Consider the following 22,719-nt stretch of genomic DNA (forward strand, 5'->3'; position numbering starts at 1 on the left):
TTGGCGACAAAAATTTTGACATTCGTTCCATTTTCTTTGATAGCGGATCCAATTACATTTTTTAAAAGACCTTCCCGAATTGGAAACCTAACCATTGGTGTTGTTGTGGAAGTCCTTTTCCCGACTGAAAGTCGATTGTTTGAAAGTTATAATGAACTCCTGCTAAAAAGCCTGCATTGGATACGGAAACAAATCCAACTTTGATAAACCCCACAGCACGTTTTAAATCAGCAACATAGGTTTTTTCGTCTCTAAATTCAATTTCATCACGTAATAGCTGTAACAAAATTTCTCTTTGTTTGGGATCCAAGATAAATTGAGATAACACTTCGTAAGAATAAAGTCTTATTTGTGGCGGCAACTTCCCACCTTCTGGGCGAAAGATCGAATAGATAGCCAACGCACGAGCGTTATCTGGTATTTGGTCCCATTGTTCAGCTAATTTATTTAAAAGGAATAAACGAGTTGATTTCTCAATATCCTCGGCACCGTTAAAAATATTGTTAAATAAAAGATAGTTAATCCCAATATTGTATGGGTTATTAGTTCCTTTTACTAAAAATTCATTAAACAAAATATACCTTTGTAGAGAATTTTTTCCATTATCTTCTGCTAAAGTTTTATATTGAATCTCTCTTTCACCTGCTTCTGGAGTTGGATTATTTAAGTAATTATCCCAATTGCTAAAGGCAGTGTTTCTATTTTGGGTTTTATAAGATTTGTCTGATCCCATCAACCCTTGGATGGTCGCATTATAAAATTGAAATGTTCCTCCTGGATTCACATAAAAATACCAATAACCTTTGCCATCTTCATGAAGGATCGGAGGACCTGGTTGTAATGCAGAACTTCCGGGGCCTGGCGTTTTGTCTACATTTCCAAATCGAAAGATAAGACCAAATGAAGCATCAGCTTGAATATTTCCTAAGTTTAAATTATATTGGGTCCCAAAAAATCGATGATGGAACTTTCTTACTTCTGTACGAAGTGCACCAGAATAAGAATTAGGAATTTGTGTATCCCAACCTTGAGGAGTAGGGGAACCAATGAAATTATGGAAATTCATTTGCGCTGATTTGCCACCAACGGATGGGCCTATCATTCCAAGTTCCAATTCTGTAATGATACTTGTATCCTCAGTTGCCGTTGTTAATGAGTTACTAAAATATGCTCGACTCGCATATGGCCTGTCACCATAGGAAACATCCGCCTTTTGTATGTTTGTTGGTGTGTAGAATTCTTGTCCAAGTGCAAATCCTTGAAGATACTTGGTGGTTTTTGATGGAGTAATAAATAAATCATTCCAATAACCAAGTATCCTTCGTGTTGGATTCGTTTCTCCCGCAGTCATATTAAATTCCAAACGAGATCCGTTTGTATAATATTGATCTGAAAAACCGCCAAAAGCATCGTTTTCCATAATCAAACGGAATTGGTATTGGTCCTTTGCTTTAGCAAGAGTATTCTCAATACTAGATTGAGAATACTCTGTGGATTTCACCAAATTTGGTTTTTGATTTTCCTTCTTTGGTGCTGCATCCAGATTCAAGCTCGCAATCAAACCAATAAAACAAAGAAAATGAAAAACCTTTATGTTATGAAAAAAGTTTAGGATTCTTTGGGACCTTCTGAATCTGATTTCAAATAAAGATATTTTTCTGCTATAAAAGTCCCGAAGGGAACAACAGATGCAAGTGCCGCTAACAATGTTTTTTTCATTTTCCATTCTAACTCTACTTTGACTTGAAACAGTTCTACCAAATATAAAAGGAACAATAAACCATGAATGAGTCCAACTATCTTGTTTGGTTCTGGGTTTTTGTATATGTATTTGAGAGGCATGGTTACAAAAAGAATCGTGAGAAAAGAAAGACCTTCTAAAAAAGCTAAAATACGAAATCGTCCTAGTTTGGTTTGGAGTAAAGAAAACACTGCCACTTCCTTGTCGTTCAATATAACCCAATTTTTTGGATTTCTCTGATTCGTCTGCCTTTCTTCTTTCGATTTGGGCAAGGATTAGGTTGGAATTGGCCCGTTTTTATTGCAATTTTGCGCAATGAACTGGTATATCTCATTCCTGAAAAGATTTCAGTTAGAAAATTAGTCGACAATTGTTCGGGATTGACAAGAGAAAGGAACCACTTTAGAATTTGAAACATGAAGTATAGAATTTCTTTCTTTGTTCTTTTTTGTTTTTCTCTTCCACTTTTGTCGGAAGAGAAACCGGTGTATCTAGCTGCTATGGCGAAAAAAGACATCACTGGTCCGTCTGTGGGTGTTATGTTCTGGGGTTATGCTAGAGAGGACCAAACCGGACTTGGGATTCATACAAGACAGTTTGCCCGATCCCTTGTTGTTCGTGATATAAGCTCCAAAAAACTTTTAGCTTATGTGACGGCAGAAGTAGGTGGGATTCCTTTTGAAATACAAAGAGATGTTGTTAAACGATTACAAACAGAATTAGATCCAACCTTTAACTATGGGAATGTTTTAATCAACGCATCTCACACTCATAGTGGCCCCGCTGGACATTTTCATTATTCGGAAGTTTCTTTTTATTCCAAAGAGTTTTATTCGGATTCTTATGCTGTCTTAAGGGATGGAATTTATGAGTCCATCAAAGAAGCATATTTAAAAATGAAACCTGCTGAATTAACAGTAGGGAAAACAATAGTAAATGAGGCTGGTGTCAATCGAAGTCTTTCTGCTTACCTTGCCAATCCAGAGACAGAGAGAAAATCATATTCTGATAATATTGACCGAGAGATGTTACAACTTACTGTATCGGTTTCTGGCGTACCAATAGGTTTTGTCAACTGGTATGGGGTTCATCCTACCAATATTACTTTTGATAATAGACTTATTTCTTCCGACAACAAAGGTATTGCATCATTACTTGCTGAAGCAGAGGCCAAAAAACAAGGATTAAACGAATATGTTGCTATTTTTGCACAAGCAAATGAAGGTGATGTATCTCCGAATCTTAATTTAAACAATACAGGCCCAGGTAAAGATATTTACGATAGTAGTTTTATTATTGGGAAAAGACAATTTATTGCAAGCCAACAAATTTTAAAATCAGAAGGAAAACGTTTGTCAGGTGGTTTGGTATATACTCAAAGATTTATTGATATGAGTAAACATCCTGTAAGCAGTGAATTTTCGGGAACGGGTAAAGCGGAAACTACTTGTCCTTCTGCCTATGGCTATTCCTTTGCTGCGGGTTCTACAGAAGAAGGTGGCGGGCATTGGTTATTCCATGAAGGGATGACAAATAAAAATCGTAGGTTTTACATTGATTGGATCGCAAAATTTATGTTACAATCTCCTTCCGACGAACTTAGAGAATGTCAAAACCCCAAAGCTGTTTTGTTTCCTATGGGTGAAACAAAACCAATTCCTAGTTTACCTCAAATACTCCCTTATGGATTAGCGATGTTAGGTGAACTGACTATTTTGGTATTACCACATGAAGTGACAACTATGTCTAGTCGTAGACTTAAAAATGAAGTTCGATCAGTTTTAAAAGATAAAACTACGGAAATAGTTTTATCAGGTTTAACGAATGATTTTTCTGGATACATTACTACTCCAGAAGAGTATTCAACACAAAATTATGAAGGTGGTCATACTTTACATGGCCCTCAGAGTTTGAATGCTTTAAGACAAGAATTTCATAAAATGTCAGTAGAGTTAAAAGACGGAGCTCCTGCGACTCCTCAAACAATTAGACCTTTAGATCTTTCGGATCGTATTCATCCTTTAAAGATACCGTTTGCCGATGTTGTTTCAAACAAACCACAGTCTGTAATCCAACCAAGTTCCGAGTCTTACAAAAAAGGTGAAGTTGTTTCTTGTAGGGTGGCTGCTGCAAATCCTAACGTAGGTTACTCGAAAGTGCCTTCTTATTTATGGGTGGAAAAACTAGAAAATGCATCTTGGAAACCGGTTCGTTCCGATGCAGACTACGATACCAAATTCTTCTATCAAAAACGAGGCATTTGGGCCAGAGCAGAAGAAAGCCTGGATTTAGTTTGGGAAACGTCGCAAGAAACAAAACCGGGTGAATACCGTTTGGTCCACGAAGGATTGTATCTCGGATCCGATGGAAAAAAATCTAATTACCGTATTGAATGTCCTAGTTTTCGCATTACGGAACCTGGAATATAAGATTGCAAAATCACCAAGATCCATATCCTTTTTTATATGGATCTACTATTGTCTCGCCGAGTTCTATGGGCCAAATCTTTTGCCTATGGGCTCGGTTCTTTAGTTTTGCTATCACTTCCAATAAAGTTCTGGTATTTGTTTTCAGGGCAAACATTGAGCGGATGGGATACTCCGGGTCATATTGTTCTAGCTAAGGAATTCGCAAAACTGATCCAAACCGGTTCTGCGGCTGGTTGGTCGGATGTTTGGTTTGGTGGATTTCCTATTTTTTACTTTTATCCACCATTTTATTATCTTTTTGTATATTCTCTGCATTTATTGCTTTCGATTAATATTGAATCTGCATTTTCAATATCAGTATTTATAACCATTTTATTATTATTTACTGCTATATATTCATTTGCAAAACAATTTTTGTGGTCCATTTATCCGAAATATGTTCGGGTTATTTTGGGACTTTCTTCAGTTTTATTTTATTTTAATTATGCAGGTGAAGGACTTCAAGGAACAAGTATAGTTGGAATAGTTGAAGGCACTGTTATTTCAAGCTTCGCACACTCATTGATTTTATTTGCACTTGTTTCGTTAGATAAATATAGAAAAAAAATATACATTCCTTATTTGGTTTTATTTGTTGGGTTAACATCCATTATTTTCTATACTCATCTATTAAGTTCTGTATTCTATAGCCTAATGTTATTGATTTATTGTTTTGAATACCGGCATTTTTTCTTCCAAAATATAAAAGTATTTAGTTTTGCATTGCTAAGTGTTTTATTTCTCATATCCCCGGTTGTTTATAACTATGTTTGTTTTTCGGAATATACTAGTGGTGTTTTTTACGGATACTCTTATCCCCCATTGTTATCTATTTTAGGCAAAGATGTATATGATTCTGCATTAAGAGCTTATTCAAATGGGGAGAATTTAACTCTTGTATACATTGTCGAATTATTTAGTTCAGGAAGGTGGTTGTCATTAGCTGCGATTGCTCTTTTGATTTTTCACTTTAGGAAATTCCATTCTTCACCAAGAAGTAAATTTATTTCTACAATACTTTTAGTATTTTTTTGGTTATCACTTGATTATTCTCTTGGATACATTTTCCCAAACCTTAAAATCCATAATTATCGCGCTTTCGATTGTTTTTTTATTTCATTCTCTATTTTATTCTCATTAAGTATTCGCACCATAGCTGGAAACGGGAAAAACCGACTTCCTTTTTTTCCAACAATCTTTATTGTATTGATGATAGAATTTTATATTTTTATAAATTTTAATCCAACTAAATACCAAGAATATCGATCCCCTATTTGGCACAGTGCTAGATCATCTGAGGAACTAAAGTTATATCAGAAGTTAGCTGATCGTTTATCGTCTCTTCCAAAAGGAACATTGGTCCAGCCGGAAATTATAAGATCTAAATCAATGTTCGGGACTCCTCATTTTTGGTTACCACTTCTTTATGAGGCAGGAGTGCGCAATAATCTAGGACTAACTGTTGAATCTTCCTATTATTCTACACTTGTTTTCAATTGGCAAGAGTTTGGATTCGCAAATAGCTTTCGTTGGGGTACTGATGTGGATTGGAGGGAAAATCTAATATTGCATGCGAAAAGAAATCCAGATTCTGGATATTATCTAGACTTTTTACTTCGCTCGGGCGTGACTCACCTAGTTGGATATAGTCCTCAATTCCATGAATATATCGACTTACATAAACAGCGTTTGGAAATCATTGGCAGCGAATATCCATTCTTTATTACTAAGATTCTACCCAACGCTAATCTTAAGTCGATAAAACCAATTGGTTTAATTCATACAGAACTATTGAATTCACAATCTGAATATAGGTATCGCGATTTTTTAAAAATAAGCAATCTACTTCAAATGTATTTAGTCAATTTAGGATATCATACAAAAGTTCTTAAGATTACTAAGAAACAATTGGATCAGTTTGAAACAATTGTACCTTCTTTTTCAGCATTTATTTTAATCAGTAAAGAAGGTGGATTAGGGGATGAATCTTGGAATCAGAATTTAAAAAGTAAAAAAATACCTTCAGCAATAATTCGCGAATCGCAATTACTTTTAGATAATCAATCCCTTCCTATTCAGACTCTATCTGAACTTTTAGAATCAACTATAGAAATTCCGAAGTCAGCATTAAGTCAAAGTATGCCTCAATCTTATTTTGAAGAAAGAAAATCAGACCTTGGGGAACTTCTACTGGACGATACCGGTAAAGAGTATCTTTTTGTGACCGAGGAAAATGGTAAATATTCAGATGGAATGTTCGCCAGTTTGCCAAGTTTAACAGGAAAAATTTATCTTTGGGGTATGATAATCTCTTTTGTGTTTTTATTGAGCGGTGTGTTTTTAACAAAAATTCCATATTTTTCATTTTCAAAAACTAAATGATATTCTGAAGAAACTTTTTTAAATTCACTATATGCGAAGTTATAATAGAATTTATTAATTACGACTGTTTCGTAATTGAGAATTTTGGGAATTTGTTGAAAACCTGGAATAATACCTTCGAAAAACGCTTTTTGAGAAAAATATTGATCTTCGCTAAAAGACCATGCATAAAGGGGATTAAGTCCGAAGAGATAGCGATATTCTGGTAGTTTGAATGTAAAATAAGGATAGTCTGCCCAAGAAAGGAAGATTCGTTCACCTTGTGGAATATTAAATTTTATCCATTGAGTTACTATATAACCATACTTTGTCTCAGATGATCGAAATTGTTGATTCATCTTTTCGTAAGCAATGGGAAATTGAATTACAAATAATATAAGAGCCGTTAGGATTTGATTTTTTTTGGAAAGCGTTGTATTAAGAAAAATGAATATGTAAAACATTAACCAACTTATTTCGAAGACTCTTAATGATGCACCTGTAAATATCAAACAGACTATTCCCAAAAATAAAAAAACGAAACTTCTTGGATGGAAATTGTAATGAGTTTTGTTGCTAAAACTTAGGAGTAATAAAGGAAGAATTGGCAAAAAACCTAAAATTAAAATGTCCCTAGTTGGTGGAAGCCACTCTGCAATTGCCTCAACACCGGGTGGAGGAAAAGATTGGATAATTAGTTCAATAAAATAACCTTTAAATTGATAAGGAAATGATGGGTGAATGACAAGACCGGTAAACATTCCCATGGAAGATGTAAAAAATAGTCGAGTGTTCGCACTGCTTCTTTCCAAGATTACTATAAATAATCCAGTGAAAAATAAAAAAGGAAATCCGCTATAAGACCAAGTAGCCAGAAATGACAATAAGAAGATCCATTTATTATATTTCAAGTCCCAGATACGCAATGATAAAAGATAAAATGAAAAGAATAATAAGTTCCCTCTTCCAAATAACATTCTTCCTGTGAATAAAACTGACCCTAAAATAAAAAAAATAACTATGAAATAAGGAGATAGTGAAGGTGCTTCTTTTCGAAAATAGGATGTTAGCTGGTATAGGAGCAATGAAATTGAAAATAGAATGAATAATTTAATTTTGATTGTTTCTTCTGTGGGAAGAAAGAGAAAAGGGATCATTGTGAGATGAAAAAGAAAATGGTAATCCGTAAATTCTCTAGATTGGATTCCTATCTCGGGCCAAGGCAGTTTTGAGACTAAACCTTCTTTTAGATAAAGTTTGGTGACAGCAAAATGATAAAAAATATCGGCATCGGGAATACCTGAGAATGCGAAAAGTAAAATTGCGTAAAGTGTAATTCCAAGGAAAATAGCCTTGTTAAAGTTTGATAACACAGATTAAATGCGTGATATTATCTAAAATATTTGGGAATTGACTTAAGATCTTTTGCAATGAATTCCCCTGACATATTGCTAAATGTAATAGGAGAGTTAACACCTCTTGCTAATGTTCCATTTTGTGAAAACTGGAAATATTCCATTTGATATTTATTGGTAGAACCTCCAGTATCAGAAACTAGATAAATAAACTTGCCACTCCGGTCCCAATCTAGGTGTTTTGGCGAGTTACCAACACTTAACTTTTGATCTGTAGGAATTAGATTTCCAGTATTTGCATCTATTGCCAATAGACGTATGTAAAATGTTCCTCCAGATGAATATAAAAAAGCCGCATACTTTCCATTTGGTTCCAAAACCATATTTGTAGAATTATTATCTGCCGGTGCTGGTGCGGTGTATGCTGGGTCTGGAGAAAATGGAGAGTTTGGTAATATTTGCATATTGCCATTAGCGTCATACCTATATCCATAAATTGGATTAGATGAATTCGTTGAAGTCATATACAAAAGTCGGTCAGTTTCAGATATGCACAAATTATTGTTAGTCGAAGGGTTATCAGGTTGTGTGTAAGGATTTCCACCAACAGGAGCAACTATGTCTGCACTTGTTTTCTTGTGCACATAGATTCCCATAGGTGAGCCAAGGGAGTTGGCAGTAAAGATAATTCCATCTAAATTACTTGTTCGAATCGAGGAAGGAGAACATCCTACAGCGAAAGGATAATTTCCGGTGTTATTTAAGCTGATATAACCCGAACTAATATCTCTTGTGGAACGGTTGATTGTATGCGGACTTGTTAAAGTGTTGGAAGAATACATCGTTGTTCCATCTATACTAAATGTAGCGGTAGATGGAGCACCAAATCCATATTTATCTTGGACCATTGTCAACGAGCGGTCCACTCCTAATTTGTGAACTACAACTCGATCGCTGGCCGGACCAGTAAAGGTAATGATATCCTGCGATGTTGGAGGTATTGATATTCTTATAGGCTGGCATCCAGGAAATGCTGATGTAACCGCCGGTCTAACATCACTCACGAAATCTGAAGTCAATCCAGAATCTGGGTCAACTCTGTACACTCTGAGACCTGCTTCATAAGGGATGGTTCCTTTGTAAACTAGTAGAGCCAGAGAATCAGGTACCACCTTTTCACGTAATAGGTATTTTACGAATTCTGCAAGGATCGATCGTTTGACAAATTCATCCGAGAAAGGATCACTCGGATTGTTTAAGTCAGCCATATTACATCGAGATACCAGAATGAAAATCAAGGAGGTTGTGACAGTTCTTTTAAAAAACCGAGGTAGAAACTTCATGAAATCCCTCTGTGAAAGTTAGGTATTTATCTCAATATTTGCTATTGAAGCAATTTATTGACTGATTAAATTCAAAATACTTCACTCTATTTCTTTGTCAATCCTGATTACTGACCGTACAAAATGAATTTTTGACTAAATAGAAAATTCGATTAGAATGTCTTTGAAGTCTTAATTATGTTGAAAAACAAGTTGTGGGAATTTAGTATTCGTTCGAAATCATAGCAAAAGAGAACAAGGGATTGAGGTGTGCCGTATGAATCAATTTTATAAAGACGAATGGGTTTGGATTACGGGAGCTTCCTCTGGAATTGGAAAAGAGCTAGTGATACAAGCTTATAAACAAAATGCAAAGGTGTTACTTGCTTCCCGAAAAGTTAAAGATTTAGAAGCAATTGCCAAAGAACTCCACTTAGAAAAAGGGCGATATGCCGTAGAGAAATTAGATTTAGAAGATTATAAATCTGCCGGCGCCTTCGCCAAACGTTGTTTACAGAATTATGGTATTCCCAAGGTAGTCATTCACAACGGTGGAATCAGCCAACGTTCCTTAACAAAAGAAACTGATTTAGTTACGCTAGAAAAAATTATGAATACCAATTTTTATGGTGCCGCAGAAATGACCCGAACTATGATTCCACAAATATTAGGGAAAAAGGAAGTCCATTTTGCAGTTATCTCTAGTGTTGCAGGAAAAATTGGTAGCCCACTTAGGTCAGCTTATTCTGCCTCCAAATTCGCGTTAGTTGGTTTTTTTCATTCTTTACGATCGGAAGAGGAAAAGTCTGGAATATTTGTAACAATGGTTTATCCAGGTTTTATCCAAACTAATATTTCAAAAAATGCTTTGCAGGGAGACGGATCTTCTACTGGAACTATGGATTCTGTCATTGCTGCTGGTTTGCCTGTGCAGCTCTGTGCACATAGGATTTTACATGCCATCGCTAATAAACAAAGGGAAGTTGTGATCGCAGGTATCAAAGAAAAATTTGGATTAGCTTTGCAAATGGTTTACCCATCGTTATTTTTCAAAATGATTCAAAAAGCAAAGGTTAGGTAAAAGATAATGCGTTTGAAGAGTTTATTGTTTGTTCTTGGAATAATTCTAGTTTTTGGATTAGGACTTTTTGCAGAAACTCCTGTTTTAAATTATAAAACGAAAACAAGTTCGAATGAAAAGGAACGTACTTATCTGTTAGATCTTTTACGCACAAAACTTTCGAATGAGTTTAAACAAGAATTTATATTTGTGGTAGAACATTTTAAAGTTTCTGGCGATTATGCTTGGTTTCGTGGAACGACCCAGAGAAAGGATGGGAAAGAAATTTCGTTTTCTGAAGAAATGGCCTATGATTGTTGCCATGTGGAAGCATTATTCAAAAAAACAAACGGAAAATGGCAAATTTCGGAATCTGCTGCATTTAGTACAGATGTTTGGTGGGATGGAATCCAATCACGGTACCCAAAGGCATCGAGAGAGATCTTTCAGTAAGATCTCGCGGTAACTTAGATTCGTTGCAATTATTTTCAGAAATAAATTGATATTTTGATAGAATCTCCATTTGGTCGTTGTTTGATTGGAGTATGCTCCTTGAATATTTAAACGTAAATTCAATTCATATTCTTCCTAAAGCAAAAAATTGGGAGGATGTAAGTTTTGAGTTGTTGCGAAAAATGGAGGAAGGTCCATTTAAGAACGATTTACAAAATCGTATCCAGTCGTTCCCTAACAGTTTATTCGGAGATCTGGGACCTCATATTTTAATTCCGCATTTTCGTTCTGTACATATTAAAACTCCTGAAGTCTTTTTGTTTCTGATACCTCAAGGGATTCTAATGGGAGAACGATTTGTTCAATTAGTTGTATTTCAAATCATTCCAGAAACTCAACCATCTTTACATTTGCGCCTGTTACATGGCCTTTCTTCACTACTTCCACAAATTTTTGATGAATTGTTGAAATGCAATTCTGAATCAAAAGTTCTATCTGTGGTGCAACGTGGTGAATCAGATATGAAACCTAGTTACAAAAATCTAAACCAATCTCAGATTGCATTTGAATTGCAAACAGATTTACAAAATGGTTTAAATCATTCAGAAGCAAAAGTTCGTTTAAAAACGTTTGGAAAAAATGCGATCGAAAAAGAAAAGTCTACACCAGTTATTTGGAAATTAATTAGAAGTTTTTTTAGTTTATTTGCTGTTTTGTTATGGGTTGCCACTGCCTTATGTTTTGTACCTGGCGTAGATATGCCAGAATTGGGGATCGCAATTTTTGTTGTGGTAGTCATCAATGGTATTTTTTCTTTTTTCCAAGAATCAAAATCAGATCACGCAGTGGAAGCCTTACGTAAGTTACTCGCTCAGGATTGTCCTGTGATTCGCGAGGGGGTTACGACAACTGTTCCTGCAGATGAAATTGTTCCCGGGGATTTGATCGTACTTTCTGAAGGCGATATTGTACCTGCCGATTGTAGAATTATAGAATCAGAGGACGTAGAAGTTGATAATTCATCTCTAACGGGAGAGTCTACATCGGCAAGGCGTTATAAATCAGATAGTGAAATCGTTTTGCAAGGAAAATTTCTTTGGTTAGAAATGCCGAATATACTTTTTGCAGGTAGTTCTTTAATCAAAGGAAAAGCAAAAGCCATTGTATTTGGTACAGGCCAATCCACGGAAATTGGTCAAATTGCAGGGATCACTTCCAAAATCAAACGAGAAGAAAGCCCATTACAAAAACAATTAAGACAAACAGTAATTTCTATTTCTATATTTGCATTTGTGATTGGTATTGTTTTTCTTATTTTGGGTTATCTAGTTGCAGGACTCAGCTTTGTACAAGCATTCATTTTCTTTATAGGAATTTTTGTTGCGAATGTTCCTGAAGGTTTATTGCCAACTGTAACACTTTCTTTGGCGTTAGGTGTTTCGAGAATGGCCAAAAGAAATGCGATTTTAAAAGATCTTTCTAGTGTTGAAACATTAGGTTGTACGACAGTTATATGTTCAGATAAAACAGGTACGTTAACACAAAATCAAATGCGTGTGATAGAAGTTTATTTTGATTCTTCTTCACTGACTCCACAAGAATTAGAAAAAAAAGAAGGGAATCAAGTTTTTCTAAGTTGTGGTTACCATTGTAATAATGCAAGTTTAGAGCCAACTCCTTTCGGTGATCCTACTGAACTTGCATTATTGTATTTATCGCAAGGACGGTTGAAAGATACAAAGGGAAAAAGAATTTATACAAATGCATTTGAATCCGTAAGAAAACGAATGAGTGTGGTTGTAAAATCAGATAATTTTACCACTGCGTATGCAAAGGGAGGTCCTGTCGAAATACTATCTATTTGTACGCATGTATATGAGAATGGTTCCGTTGTTTTGTTAGATGAAACCAAACGATCAAATCTTAAGAAAGCATCTGATTATTCTGCAAGTCAAGGTTATCGAGTTCTATCCTTTGCATATAAACTAGTGAACGAAGAGAATCCTTCCTGGGGTCAGGATTCAATCGAATCAAATATGGTTTACTTAGGGCATTGTTGTCTTGCAGATCCCGTTCGCCCTAAAGTTCCCGAAGCAATTGCAAAATGTCACACAGCAGGAATACGAATTTTAATGGTTACGGGGGATCATCCGCTTACGGCTGAATCTGTGGGTCGTTCCATTGGGATTGGCGGAGAAAGTCCAGTTGTTATCACTGGAGTCGAATTAGATAAAATGAATGATGCCTCTCTCAGGGAATGGATCCGAAAAGGGGAACCCATCTTTGCAAGGGTATCTCCATCACAAAAATTAAGAATAGTTACCATGTTGCAAGGATTAGGTGAGATAGTTGCTGTGACTGGGGATGGAGTCAATGATGGACCTGCACTGAAAAAAGCAGACATTGGAATTGCAATGGGGAAGAGGGGTACAGAAGTTGCAAAAGAAGCTGCAAGGATGATTATAGTCGATGATGATTTTGCGACGATAGTAGATGCGATTGAGGAAGGAAGAGGGGTATTTGATAATATTCGAAAATTTTCAGCTTACGTATTGAACTCAAATCCTCAGGAGCTCATTCCTTTTTTACTTTGGGCATTGATTCCAGGTTTTCCTTTACTCATGACGGTTATGGGTGTTCTTGCTGTAGATGTTGGTACTGATTTGATTCCAGCAATGGGTTTAGGGGCAGAGCCGCCGGAAAAGGGGATTATGTTTCGTGCACCTAGAAATCGAAATGAAAAACTAATTTCTATTCGGTTTATATTGCGATCTTACCTTGTTGAGGGAATGATTTTGTTTTTCTCTTGTTTAGCTACCTATTTTTACTTTGTCTATACAGAGTGTAATGGTGTGTTACCCCTTTCTCCGAAGGGACTAAATATGGCCGAAGCAAACTCTATCTACCTCCAATCTTTAACTGCCTTTTTCTTCCCAACAATCACTGTACAAATAGCAAACGTTTTATGCAAACGTTCAAGAACGGAATCGGTTTTCCAAATGGATCTGTTTTCAAATAAAATCATTTGGATCGGTATTGGATTTTCTTTGTTTCTTTGTTCTATTTTCTTTTATACTGATCTAAGCACTATATACTATTTTGCACCTGTTCCAATGCATGTATATGTATTTGCTTTTCATGGAACAGTGGTTATGGTGGTTTACTCCGAGATCGTAAAATATTTTCGAAGAAAACGATTTAATAGAATTTAGAATAATTCTATTTTTTTAAATGATTAGAAATTTATTATTTTTTCTCATTCAATCTCAATTATGACCGTATCTGTTGACCATAGAACGATTTATTTAATCATGAATCGTGAGATGGTTTCAATGAGAGTTCAGGAAATATAAGTGAACGAAAAAAGAGTATTATTGGCTGAAGATGAATTAGTTTCTGCGACCTATCTTAAGGATTGTCTGTCGGCTTTGGGTTATAAAGTGACTCTTGCAAACGATGGAAAACAAGCCTTAGAGTATTATTTAGAGAATCCCTTTCCTGTTATTATCACCGATTATGAAATGCCTGGTTTGAATGGCGCAGAATTAATTCAGGAGTTAAAGTCGGAAGAAATCGAACCTGTGATTTTTATGTTAACTTCTCATATTGAACCCAAGTTGATTGTTAACGTTATGAAGTTGGGAATCTATGATTATCTTGTAAAACCTTTAGAAGAACAAGAACTTTCCATAAAATTGAAACGTGCATTTGAATATTATGAAATGAAACGTATTGAAACGATTACAAAAAGGGAACGTCAACTTCGGTTAGAAGGCCATTTGGAATGGATCCAGTGGAAAGAGAAGATGGTCGGTGTAGGTGAATTCAATCGCCTGAACCAAAATTTATTTGAGAGTTTGAAAAATAGTTTTTGTCAAGGTGCAGGATTTGGAGCTCTTGTCACACTCTTAAAATTAGTCTCAGACGCGAAGGTGAAAGAGGGTGATCATTATAAAATTGAATCTGACTTGATGGAACTCATCCAGATCAATACAGAGATGGCTGAAAAAGCTTTAAAAATGTTCGCTGATATTGACTTAATTGTATCTAGTCCCATGCAGTTTGAAGAAATTTCATGTGAGAACTTTTACGAACAATTAGGAATGTGGCTAAAAGAGATAAAACCTCTATTGGATTTAAAAGCACAACAAATCTTAATTAGTGATCCAAAACCTAATCATTCAAAATACAAAATTTCATACAATGTTTTTACCATGCAGAATGCATTTAAAGAAATCATAATTAATGCCTGTAAATTTTCAGAAGCAAACTCAAAAATAACTATCGTAACAAATGTTGAACATGATTGGTTTAAATGTGTTGTTTATAATCAACCTGTTGTAAATGCAGATGGTACCTACGGAGTACCAATGCAATATGAAAATTTAATCTTTGAACCATTTTATAGATTATCGAAGAACGTATTTGATGAATATGGAACTTTGGATTTTGGTTTGGGACTTAGTTATGTGGACAGTTGCTTTAAAAAACATGAGGGCAAACTTTCTGTACATAATGTGGTTGATCATTCTGAATTGAGTGAAAAGCCCGTAACCAAAGTGGCTTTTCAATTCTCATTACCGGCTTATAAAATTTAGATTATGATTCAAACAAATTATGTCGACTTATTGTCGAATTTTCCTGATTTGATTTGCGAAATAGACGATTTGGAAAAAATATGTTACGTAAATTCCTATCATAAACATAGGTTAGGTTATGAGCAGGATGAAGTGCTCGGTCGTTCAGTCGATGATTTTTTTCATCCAGATGATCGCAACGAACTGCGGAGAAAAATATCGAATTTGCAAATGCCAGGATCAGAAACGAAAGGTATATGGCGGATTGCTCATAAAAATGGGAATTTTTTAACTTTCGAATGTAGAAGTAAACTTTCGGCTGATTCGAATGGTAAAAAAAGAATTGTTGTGATCGCAAGAGATATCACTGAAGATCTCGAATCGGATTTTAAGTTACATTCAAAGTCTAATCCGAAAATTCAAGTAACATCAAATCTTCATTACCAAAGTTTTTTTGAATTAAAGATGTCGCAATTTGAATTTTCACAATTAAAATTTGCATTTGATGAACATGCAGTCATATCGATTACAAATAAAAACGGAGATATATCTTACGCAAATGATCGGTTCTGCGAAATTTCAAAGTACTCTCGAGAAGAATTGATTGGAAATAACCACCGTTTGTTGAATTCACGATTTCATTCTTCTGATTTTTTTAAACGAATGTACAATATGATTCAAAATGGATTTGTTTGGAACGGAGAAATTAGGAACCGAGCCAAGGATGGCTCAATCTATTGGGTAAATGCAACCATTGTTCCCTTACGTTCCATTGATGGAAATATCAATCGTTTTGTTGCTTTGCATACTTTAATTACTCGAACCATCGAATCTGAAGAAAAAGTGAGACAATTGTTAAGAGAGAAAGAACTTCTATTACAAGAAGTTCATCATCGAATTAAAAATAATCTTTTTTCAGTTTTTAGTTTATTGAAGATGCAAGCAAGTTTTTCCTCAGACTCACATTTGAAGGAACAATTTGATGAAGCAGCCGGCCGATTAAGAAGTATGATGGCCCTCTATGATCGCCTATATAGATCTGAAAGTCCAAACGAAATTGATTTAAAAGAATATATCCCCAATTTAGTGCGTCAAATCCTTTCTACTTATACGAAAAATATCAAATTTGATTTTCTTCTTGATGTCTCCATCATCGTTAAACCTGAAATTGCTAATAATTTAGGAATTATTTTGAATGAACTTATATGTAATTCTGTGAAACATTCCTTCTTACATAAAGAAGTTGGACAAATTAGAATTCAAATGCAAAAAGAGGATCAACAGATCCTCTTTTTGTATAGCGATGATGGAGAGCCGCTTCCCGATTCATATTCCATTGAAAATATAGACCAGGGATTTGGTATTAAGCTAATGAATTTACTTGTCCAACAATTAAAAGGAAAGGTGAATGTAAATCCTGGACAAAGTGTTCAGTTTAACTTACAGTTTCCAAATTAATTAGTTTCGTTTCCTTAGCCAATGTTTCCACTTTTTATTGTAAAAATAAAATATCATAATAAGCGAGGGAATCAAAAACCAAAAAAGAAAAATACTGTTTGCCGTTAGTATTGCCATTTGATTCGAATTAACAAGTTGGTGAAAATTTTCAATATTCCATTGTACTGTGTGTTTATAAGGGCCTTCTCCCTTAATCACCGATAATGTAATCTCGGATTTGGCTAGGACGATTTCTCCGACGGGGATGGCAAATTGACTTACAGGTGTTAATTCAACAAGTAGACCAGTGTTAGGATCTATCGATTTACAAAAATTTAATTCACATTGGATACAATATCCATTTTTTCCTTTTGTATCTTGAACACCTGAAATATATGCATTCTTTGTGAATCCTTCGACACTTTTATGTTCGTTACCAATATAAACACAAGTTGTATAAAGATTTTCTTCCGAAACATAATTTAATTCTAATGTATGTGCGCCGGCATGGCCATTCCCATCTGAAATTAGAATAGGGAATTCTTTTGGCATCTTAAATTCTAAACTTCCCAAAAGAGGAATAGTATCAATACATCTGCTTTCATTTATTGTATTGTAACAGTTGCTTGATGGTATGTTTTTTGACTGATTTTGAAAACTATACATTTCAACATGATCTGTATCTTGGGGAATTGGTCTAAAAAAACAAAATAAATTGGATCTTTTGTCCTTTGGAAAATAACTCGAATTGACTTCTATGTTTGTGGAAAAATCAATCCCTGTATAAGTACGGGGATCTAAAAAAGTTTGTACTCCATTTTCATTGATTCCCATATTGATACAACTTGGATTCCAATCAGTGGGACTGCAGGTTTTTTCATCTCCTTGTGTAAACTGAATAAAAAGACCACCATACATTGGGCAGTAGGTATCTATTGATTCTGGCTTTAGGATTGTGATTTGAATAAAAGTTGGTAAGAGAGTATCAGGAGGATTGATAGGTCCTTCTGGAGTGGATTGTAAAGTATTATTCCCACTTCCTAAAAGCGGCAAAAGCCAGAGGAGAGAGTCAGGTTTTTTATCATTGCATGTTGTTAGAAGGAGTAGAAAAAAAACAAATCGGATACGCTTCATCTAGAATCAGACGAACAGAATGTTTAGATCTATATTTAGTTTGGATGAATCCATGATTTTATACGTAATCGTACGTATACATTAGTCAATTAAATGTAAAATTGTGTCGAGTTTGTTCAAACGAAAAACTGTCCTAATCAGTTTATTGACGCCTTGAATTTGTAGCTGTAAATTCTGTGATTCCATTGCGGAATGAAACTTCATCAATTCTCCGATGGTGGCGCTGTCCAGAGACATAGAAATGTCTGTAAAATCCAAGACAATGTCTTCCTTGGCATTGTGAATGATAGACATAATTCTCTCCCGGAAAGGGCTGAGTCCCTCAAAGGAAAGATCGTCGTTCTTGATTTCAATTACAGTAGCCAAGGTTTAAATCTATTTTTAATAGATCGAAAATTTTGAAAGAATTTTTCCACTTTCAATTCGTGTTTCTGGGTTGTTTTTCAGATTCTTTTATGCTTAGGTTGGCATTGAATTGGTATGTCAGTGAGTGATCGACAGTTAAGATTAATTAAAGAAGCTGCAGAGCTTCTTGTTATGGAACATCGCCTAACGGCTGAAGAGGCTGTTGTGGTGATTTCGTCTGCAATTAAAAAAGAACTTTCTGTTCGAAATACTAGTTTCGAGAAATTAGAAAAAGGATCTAAAATTGACCGGACAAGTTTTACGCGTAGCGTTGTAAAAACAGTCCAAGATAGTTTGGAAGCAAATCCATATTGGCGTTCACATAATTTAGATAAATCAATCGACAACTTTTACAGAGTTTTGCATAAACATTGGGATTAATGAAAGATACTTTGAGATTTTTTAAATTTAAATTGAGTAGATCCTATGGCTTTGCATTTTCCTTCGTAATCGCGTCAGTTTCACAGTAATAAGAGTTTGGAATTTGTTTAGCTCTAAGAAAAATCATTTCGAAATTTTGTATTTCTTTTGGTAAAAAATCTTCTTTTGCGAGACTTACGGTAGCGTAATCTATTGTTTTTTCTTCTTTGTTGATTAATAAACAAGTGACACGAGTAAAATTTGTAATGTGGTTACTGTTATTTTGGATTTTCCCAACGATAATAATTTCTTTATATTGGTTACGTTTTAAATCCAGTTTCTTTAATGTCAGTTCTGGTTTATCTGTTTCCTTGGGAATCGTAGTTGCCGTAACTTGGATATCAAAATGATTGTAACTTGGTGCCTCTTCTATTAGAACTTGAAAACTTACAGATTCACCTTCATTCACCACATTTTTTTCCGCATAACCATAACTTGTTTTGAGGTTTACCTTTTCCTCATTGAATAAGGTAACAGTAAATTTTGGCATAAGAAGTGATTGTCCACTTCGATTCGTAAATTTTCCTACTACATAAACATTTCCAATGACATCTGGTATAGCAGCAGTATATTGAAATTCTCCTTCAGGAATGATTTCAACTGATTCTAAATTTGCATCTAATGGAATGGAAACCGTTTCCTCTTTTACTGTAGTGTTTAAAGTAGATTTTAAATTTTGATAGTGATTGAAAAAATAGGAGCCTAATACTAACCAGGTGACCATAATACCAGTAATAAGGTTTTTCCATTTTTTAAAGGAATCTGCGCTTGGATTCTGTTTGGAAGATCCATATACTTTCGTAGGTGGAGAATCAACCATGAGACCTGTAGGCAATTTATCAAAACAATCACCACAACGATAAACGGTTGCTGATTCTTGATAAATATTTGTGCTTCCGCAAGTTGGACATTGTTTTGAGTTCATATATCGAATTCATACAAATAGGTTGGAAAATCCAAGGAGAAAATTGGAAAGTCAATATATTTCCTAACTTAATTTCTTTTGTATTGGGTTCTAGAGATGGGTAGAAGGGCTCCTTCTAGGGGGAGAGTTTTGCCGCGTATGAAATTACATTCGTTTAAACAATTGGGTATTCGAAAATTGTAAGGCAATTCAACTGGAGATGGCGGTAGTTCTAGTAACGTAAAAGTTTTTGTATTTTCCTTATTTAGTAGATTGGCCAGTTCCTTTGGATTGAAATTTTTTCTTAAGAGGAGTAGGTCTTTTTTTTCTTCAAGTAGAGGTAACGAAACAAAAACAAAATCAGGATTACTAAATATAAGGACCGAATCGTTTATTTTGCGAATTTCATTTAAGGTATTCGATTGGAATTTGGATATTTTTTTTAATTCTTTAATTTGTGAGTTTAAATTCCAAACTGTATAAAAAGTTACAGCGGTGATGATAATGATCCATCGGAAAGATATGTATGGAGAAGGTTCCTTTTTTTTGTCGTATAAAAATAAGACAAAAAGTGGAACAAGTCCAAATAAATAACGAGGTGTATTGTGACCGCCTGTATTGGGTGCCACAACAAGCATAACAATCATAACAAAGAGTAATAGAGATATCCGTAAATGGATTTTTTTGTTGAGTAAAGACTTTAAAAAAGAAAAACAAATTAAGGTAAAGATAGGTACTTGCAAAATCCAAATTTTAACTAGAAAAAATACATTTTCAGGGCGAAGTTCTATATTTGAATTTTTTGTTAAGCGAAAAGGTAGAAAAGAGCCTGAGATATAATAATTCCCAAACGCCAAAAAACTAAAACCACAAGCCAACGAAAAATAAAATCGCATTCTTTGATTTAATTCTCCAAAACAAAAAGGAACTGAGACCATTATAAAACACATTTCTGGTCTAATCCAAAGAATGATAGCCCCGATGATACCAGCAAAAACGTTTTGGTTTTTATGATATAAAAATAGAACTATAATTTCTAATAAAAAAATTAGCACCGTTTCGTGGATTAAAAAAATATAAATAGGTAACGTTGATCCAAATAACAATAATAAAGTGGTCTTTCCGCTTTTTTGAATTTGATGAAAGATGTATATTGCAATTGAAAACAGAATGGTTTGTAGTATAGTGAGTCCAGAATATCCAAAAAATTTAAAAATGGGCGATATTAGGATTGGGTAAATATTCGGGAATGTTGAATGAGCGATTCCTTTTGTTAGCTGAAAGAATAAGTCTGGTAGAGGAAAAAAGGAATAATCTGGATCTTCGATTCCGTGATTGTATGGTAAGTGAAAAATCCCTTGGTTTGCTAATTTCGTTTGCCATTCTAGAAGGGCAAAATCAGCGAAGGGTTCAATTCCTTTGGCAGAAAAAAATAAAAATCCGAATGCCAAAAATGCAAAACTAACAAAGAATCCTATTGCTTTTTTGGCTTGTATCATTTCGAATCAAAAACAGGTACAGAGTTTCTGGTTTCCTACTTTATGCAATGAAAAAAGCAATTGATTCTTTATTCGATCCTACTTCAAAACTTTACTTTGGATTTTTGATACTCTGCTTTTTGTTGGGACTATTTCTTTTTTGCCGATTTATCGATTCACTAAGTTTCCATTTTGATTCAATGTATGGACATTTTCATTTTCCCATAAACAGAGAAATTCCCTTTTATCGTTTCGGAAACAAAGAAATAGGAAAAATTGGAGAATGGGGAACTCGCGTCGGAGCTTTGGAAAAAAACTCCCAATGCAAATATTTGATATTAGGTGATTCGCAAGTTTTTGGTTCTGGTATTTTTTGGGAAGATACATTTTCTGAAATCCTAAATCGGGAAACGGAATGTTCTTGGATCAACTTCGGAATTCCTGGGTTTACTTTGGAGAATGAGTTATCAATGTATGAAAAGGTTAGGTCAAAAATTTCTTTTGATCGAGTTTATCTTTTTGTATATGGGAATGATATTTTAGAAACAGGTGATACCCCTGATTATTTGCACTTTGTAAAAAAACAATTTTGGTTTTTACGTGGTATTTCGTTTTTGTTTCCTGAACATACTAGAATATATTTGAAAAAAAGATATTTTGAAATCATTCAACAGAGGATGGAGATCGAATTAGAAAAATATGCTAAGTTAAACCATCTAGATTCACGAACTTCGCAAGTCAAAAAAGAAAACTTTGTTACATTAAAAGGTTTGTTTAAACTTAGTCCAGATTACTTACGTGGATCTTTAGATACGAAAACGTATGCAACAATTAACTTTAATCGTTGGCTTAGGATATTACGACAGTTAAACGAAATGGTTCGGATGGACAAAAAAGAGTTGGTGATGTTTTATATTCCCTTAGAAATTGAATATGATCCAAAAATGTTCCAAATTTATAAAGAAATTGGTTTTGTTATGGATTCTCGCTGGCTCAATTCAGATTCAGAATTCGTAACTAGTTTAAAATCCATTTCTAAAGAGGAGAGTATTCCCTTAATTGATTTACGTCAGTCTATGCGTTTTCGGAGCGATTTATTGCAATCGGGAGATATTCATTTGAATGAAACGGCTCATCGTTTGATTGCAAATATTTTAAAACAAACTTTATAAACTCATTCATTTTGTTCTAATTTTTTTAGAATAGGGCAATCGGGTCTATGATCGCCGTGGCAATGTTTGATTAGATTTTTCAAAGTATCGGACATATCTTTTAATTGTTTGAGTTTTAGCTCTAATTCATTTAAATGTTTTTCCGCCAGAAGTTTTACTTGTTTGCTGCTTCGCGATTTATTTTTCCATAATCCAAGTAAACTTTTTATATCCTCCAACGGAAAACCAAGTTCTCTGGATCTTTTGATAAATCTTAAGTAGTGTATGTCGTCTGCTTGATAAGATCTGTATCCATTCTCTGTCCTGCCTGCTTCGGGAATTAAACCTATCCCTTCATAATGCCGAATGAGTTTTGCGCTGACTCCTGATTCTTTGGAAAGTTCTCCAATATTCATTGTTTCCTCATAAACTTTTTTTTTAAAATAGGTTAAA

The 22,719-nt window shown here is 34.6% G+C and carries 18 protein-coding genes; 9 read left to right on the forward strand and 9 right to left on the reverse strand.

Going from position 1 to position 22,719, the window contains the following annotated elements; translation table 11 throughout:
* Positions 1-61 precede the first annotated feature (61 nt).
* Both EHR07_RS14775 and EHR07_RS14780 read right to left on the reverse strand, forming a co-directional pair.
* Complete coding sequence (locus EHR07_RS14775) at positions 62-1,501, reverse strand: lipid A deacylase LpxR family protein (RefSeq protein ID WP_238778475.1); 1,440 nt, start codon at positions 1,499-1,501, stop codon at positions 62-64.
* A gap of 107 nt (positions 1,502-1,608) precedes the next feature.
* Positions 1,609-1,932, reverse strand: a complete 324-nt coding sequence (locus EHR07_RS14780; protein WP_135746315.1) for a DUF3817 domain-containing protein — start codon at positions 1,930-1,932, stop codon at positions 1,609-1,611.
* Positions 1,933-2,157: 225 nt separating this feature from the next.
* On the opposite strand from EHR07_RS14780, the gene EHR07_RS14785 reads away from it, so the two are divergent.
* Positions 2,158-4,170: a neutral/alkaline non-lysosomal ceramidase N-terminal domain-containing protein gene (locus tag EHR07_RS14785; protein WP_135745763.1), complete on the forward strand. Its 2,013-nt coding sequence runs from the start codon at positions 2,158-2,160 to the stop codon at positions 4,168-4,170.
* Between the two features lie 450 nt (positions 4,171-4,620).
* Positions 4,621-6,591 carry a hypothetical protein gene (locus tag EHR07_RS14790; protein ID WP_244288953.1) on the forward strand — a complete coding sequence of 657 codons (1,971 nt, stop codon included), beginning with the start codon at positions 4,621-4,623 and terminating at the stop codon, positions 6,589-6,591.
* Here EHR07_RS14790 and EHR07_RS14795 read toward each other — a convergent pair.
* Positions 6,498-7,943: a hypothetical protein gene (locus EHR07_RS14795; RefSeq protein WP_135745765.1), complete on the reverse strand. Its 1,446-nt coding sequence runs from the start codon at positions 7,941-7,943 to the stop codon at positions 6,498-6,500. The two genes, EHR07_RS14790 and EHR07_RS14795, sit on opposite strands and share 94 nt — an antisense overlap.
* A gap of 17 nt (positions 7,944-7,960) precedes the next feature.
* Entirely contained in the window at positions 7,961-9,268 is a 1,308-nt protein-coding gene (locus EHR07_RS14800; protein ID WP_238778394.1) for a lactonase family protein, read from the reverse strand.
* A gap of 256 nt (positions 9,269-9,524) precedes the next feature.
* Here EHR07_RS14800 and EHR07_RS14805 point away from each other — a divergent pair, with 256 nt between their 5' ends.
* From EHR07_RS14805 to EHR07_RS14825, 5 genes are all read left to right on the forward strand, one after another.
* Positions 9,525-10,328, forward strand: a complete 804-nt coding sequence (locus EHR07_RS14805; RefSeq protein WP_135745766.1) for an SDR family NAD(P)-dependent oxidoreductase — start codon at positions 9,525-9,527, stop codon at positions 10,326-10,328.
* A 6-nt stretch (positions 10,329-10,334) separates the two neighbouring features.
* Positions 10,335-10,760: a hypothetical protein gene (locus EHR07_RS14810; protein WP_238840135.1), complete on the forward strand. Its 426-nt coding sequence runs from the start codon at positions 10,335-10,337 to the stop codon at positions 10,758-10,760.
* Between the two features lie 92 nt (positions 10,761-10,852).
* Complete coding sequence (locus tag EHR07_RS14815; RefSeq protein WP_135745767.1) at positions 10,853-13,972, forward strand: HAD-IC family P-type ATPase; 3,120 nt, start codon at positions 10,853-10,855, stop codon at positions 13,970-13,972.
* Positions 13,973-14,113: 141 nt separating this feature from the next.
* The gene (locus EHR07_RS14820) at positions 14,114-15,358 is read left to right on the forward strand and encodes a response regulator (RefSeq protein WP_135745768.1); all 1,245 of its coding nucleotides are present in this window, start codon (positions 14,114-14,116) and stop codon (positions 15,356-15,358) included.
* A gap of 3 nt (positions 15,359-15,361) precedes the next feature.
* A complete protein-coding gene (locus EHR07_RS14825; protein WP_135745769.1) occupies positions 15,362-16,795 on the forward strand; it encodes a PAS domain-containing sensor histidine kinase in 1,434 nt (477 codons plus the stop codon).
* Here the strand turns inward: EHR07_RS14825 and EHR07_RS14830 are convergent, their stop codons facing one another.
* On the reverse strand, positions 16,796-17,908 hold the full coding sequence (locus tag EHR07_RS14830; RefSeq protein WP_135745770.1) for a hypothetical protein: 1,113 nt from the start codon (positions 17,906-17,908) through the stop codon (positions 16,796-16,798).
* An 81-nt stretch (positions 17,909-17,989) separates the two neighbouring features.
* Positions 17,990-18,202 carry an STAS domain-containing protein gene (locus EHR07_RS19110; RefSeq protein WP_167483363.1) on the reverse strand — a complete coding sequence of 71 codons (213 nt, stop codon included), beginning with the start codon at positions 18,200-18,202 and terminating at the stop codon, positions 17,990-17,992.
* Positions 18,203-18,388: 186 nt separating this feature from the next.
* Here EHR07_RS19110 and EHR07_RS14840 point away from each other — a divergent pair, with 186 nt between their 5' ends.
* A complete protein-coding gene (locus EHR07_RS14840; protein ID WP_135745772.1) occupies positions 18,389-18,694 on the forward strand; it encodes a hypothetical protein in 306 nt (101 codons plus the stop codon).
* Positions 18,695-18,737: 43 nt separating this feature from the next.
* Here EHR07_RS14840 and EHR07_RS14845 read toward each other — a convergent pair whose 3' ends face one another.
* Positions 18,738-19,658, reverse strand: a complete 921-nt coding sequence (locus EHR07_RS14845; protein WP_135745773.1) for a hypothetical protein — start codon at positions 19,656-19,658, stop codon at positions 18,738-18,740.
* Between the two features lie 68 nt (positions 19,659-19,726).
* The gene (locus EHR07_RS14850; RefSeq protein WP_135745774.1) at positions 19,727-21,136 is read right to left on the reverse strand and encodes an LA_3751/LA_3752 family putative glycosyltransferase; all 1,410 of its coding nucleotides are present in this window, start codon (positions 21,134-21,136) and stop codon (positions 19,727-19,729) included.
* A gap of 47 nt (positions 21,137-21,183) precedes the next feature.
* Here EHR07_RS14850 and EHR07_RS14855 point away from each other — a divergent pair, with 47 nt between their 5' ends.
* Entirely contained in the window at positions 21,184-22,287 is a 1,104-nt protein-coding gene (locus tag EHR07_RS14855) for an SGNH/GDSL hydrolase family protein (protein ID WP_238778386.1), read from the forward strand.
* A 2-nt stretch (positions 22,288-22,289) separates the two neighbouring features.
* On the opposite strand, the gene cueR is transcribed toward EHR07_RS14855, so the two are convergent.
* On the reverse strand, positions 22,290-22,682 hold the full coding sequence (gene cueR, locus EHR07_RS14860; RefSeq protein ID WP_135745775.1) for a Cu(I)-responsive transcriptional regulator: 393 nt from the start codon (positions 22,680-22,682) through the stop codon (positions 22,290-22,292).
* Between the last annotated feature and the right edge of the window lie 37 nt (positions 22,683-22,719).

It is taken from the genome of Leptospira bandrabouensis (assembly GCF_004770905.1).
GTDB lineage: Bacteria > Spirochaetota > Leptospiria > Leptospirales > Leptospiraceae > Leptospira_A > Leptospira_A bandrabouensis.

Bases quoted from the DNA above. Each gene is read 5' to 3' on its own strand.
- EHR07_RS14815 (WP_135745767.1), top strand. From the start codon at position 10,853: ATGCTCCTTGAATATTTAAACGTAAATTCAATTCATATTCTTCCTAAA.
- EHR07_RS14785 (WP_135745763.1), top strand. From the start codon at position 2,158: ATGAAGTATAGAATTTCTTTCTTTGTTCTTTTTTGTTTTTCTCTTCCA.
- EHR07_RS19110 (WP_167483363.1), bottom strand. From the start codon at position 18,202: ATGTCTATCATTCACAATGCCAAGGAAGACATTGTCTTGGATTTTACA.
- EHR07_RS14850 (WP_135745774.1), bottom strand. From the start codon at position 21,136: ATGATACAAGCCAAAAAAGCAATAGGATTCTTTGTTAGTTTTGCATTT.
- EHR07_RS14825 (WP_135745769.1), top strand. From the start codon at position 15,362: ATGATTCAAACAAATTATGTCGACTTATTGTCGAATTTTCCTGATTTG.
- EHR07_RS14800 (WP_238778394.1), bottom strand. From the start codon at position 9,268: ATGAAGTTTCTACCTCGGTTTTTTAAAAGAACTGTCACAACCTCCTTG.
- EHR07_RS14830 (WP_135745770.1), bottom strand. From the start codon at position 17,908: ATGAAGCGTATCCGATTTGTTTTTTTTCTACTCCTTCTAACAACATGC.
- EHR07_RS14805 (WP_135745766.1), top strand. From the start codon at position 9,525: ATGAATCAATTTTATAAAGACGAATGGGTTTGGATTACGGGAGCTTCC.
- EHR07_RS14855 (WP_238778386.1), top strand. From the start codon at position 21,184: ATGAAAAAAGCAATTGATTCTTTATTCGATCCTACTTCAAAACTTTAC.
- EHR07_RS14845 (WP_135745773.1), bottom strand. From the start codon at position 19,658: ATGAACTCAAAACAATGTCCAACTTGCGGAAGCACAAATATTTATCAA.
- cueR (WP_135745775.1), bottom strand. From the start codon at position 22,682: ATGAATATTGGAGAACTTTCCAAAGAATCAGGAGTCAGCGCAAAACTC.
- EHR07_RS14810 (WP_238840135.1), top strand. From the start codon at position 10,335: ATGCGTTTGAAGAGTTTATTGTTTGTTCTTGGAATAATTCTAGTTTTT.
- EHR07_RS14840 (WP_135745772.1), top strand. From the start codon at position 18,389: ATGTCAGTGAGTGATCGACAGTTAAGATTAATTAAAGAAGCTGCAGAG.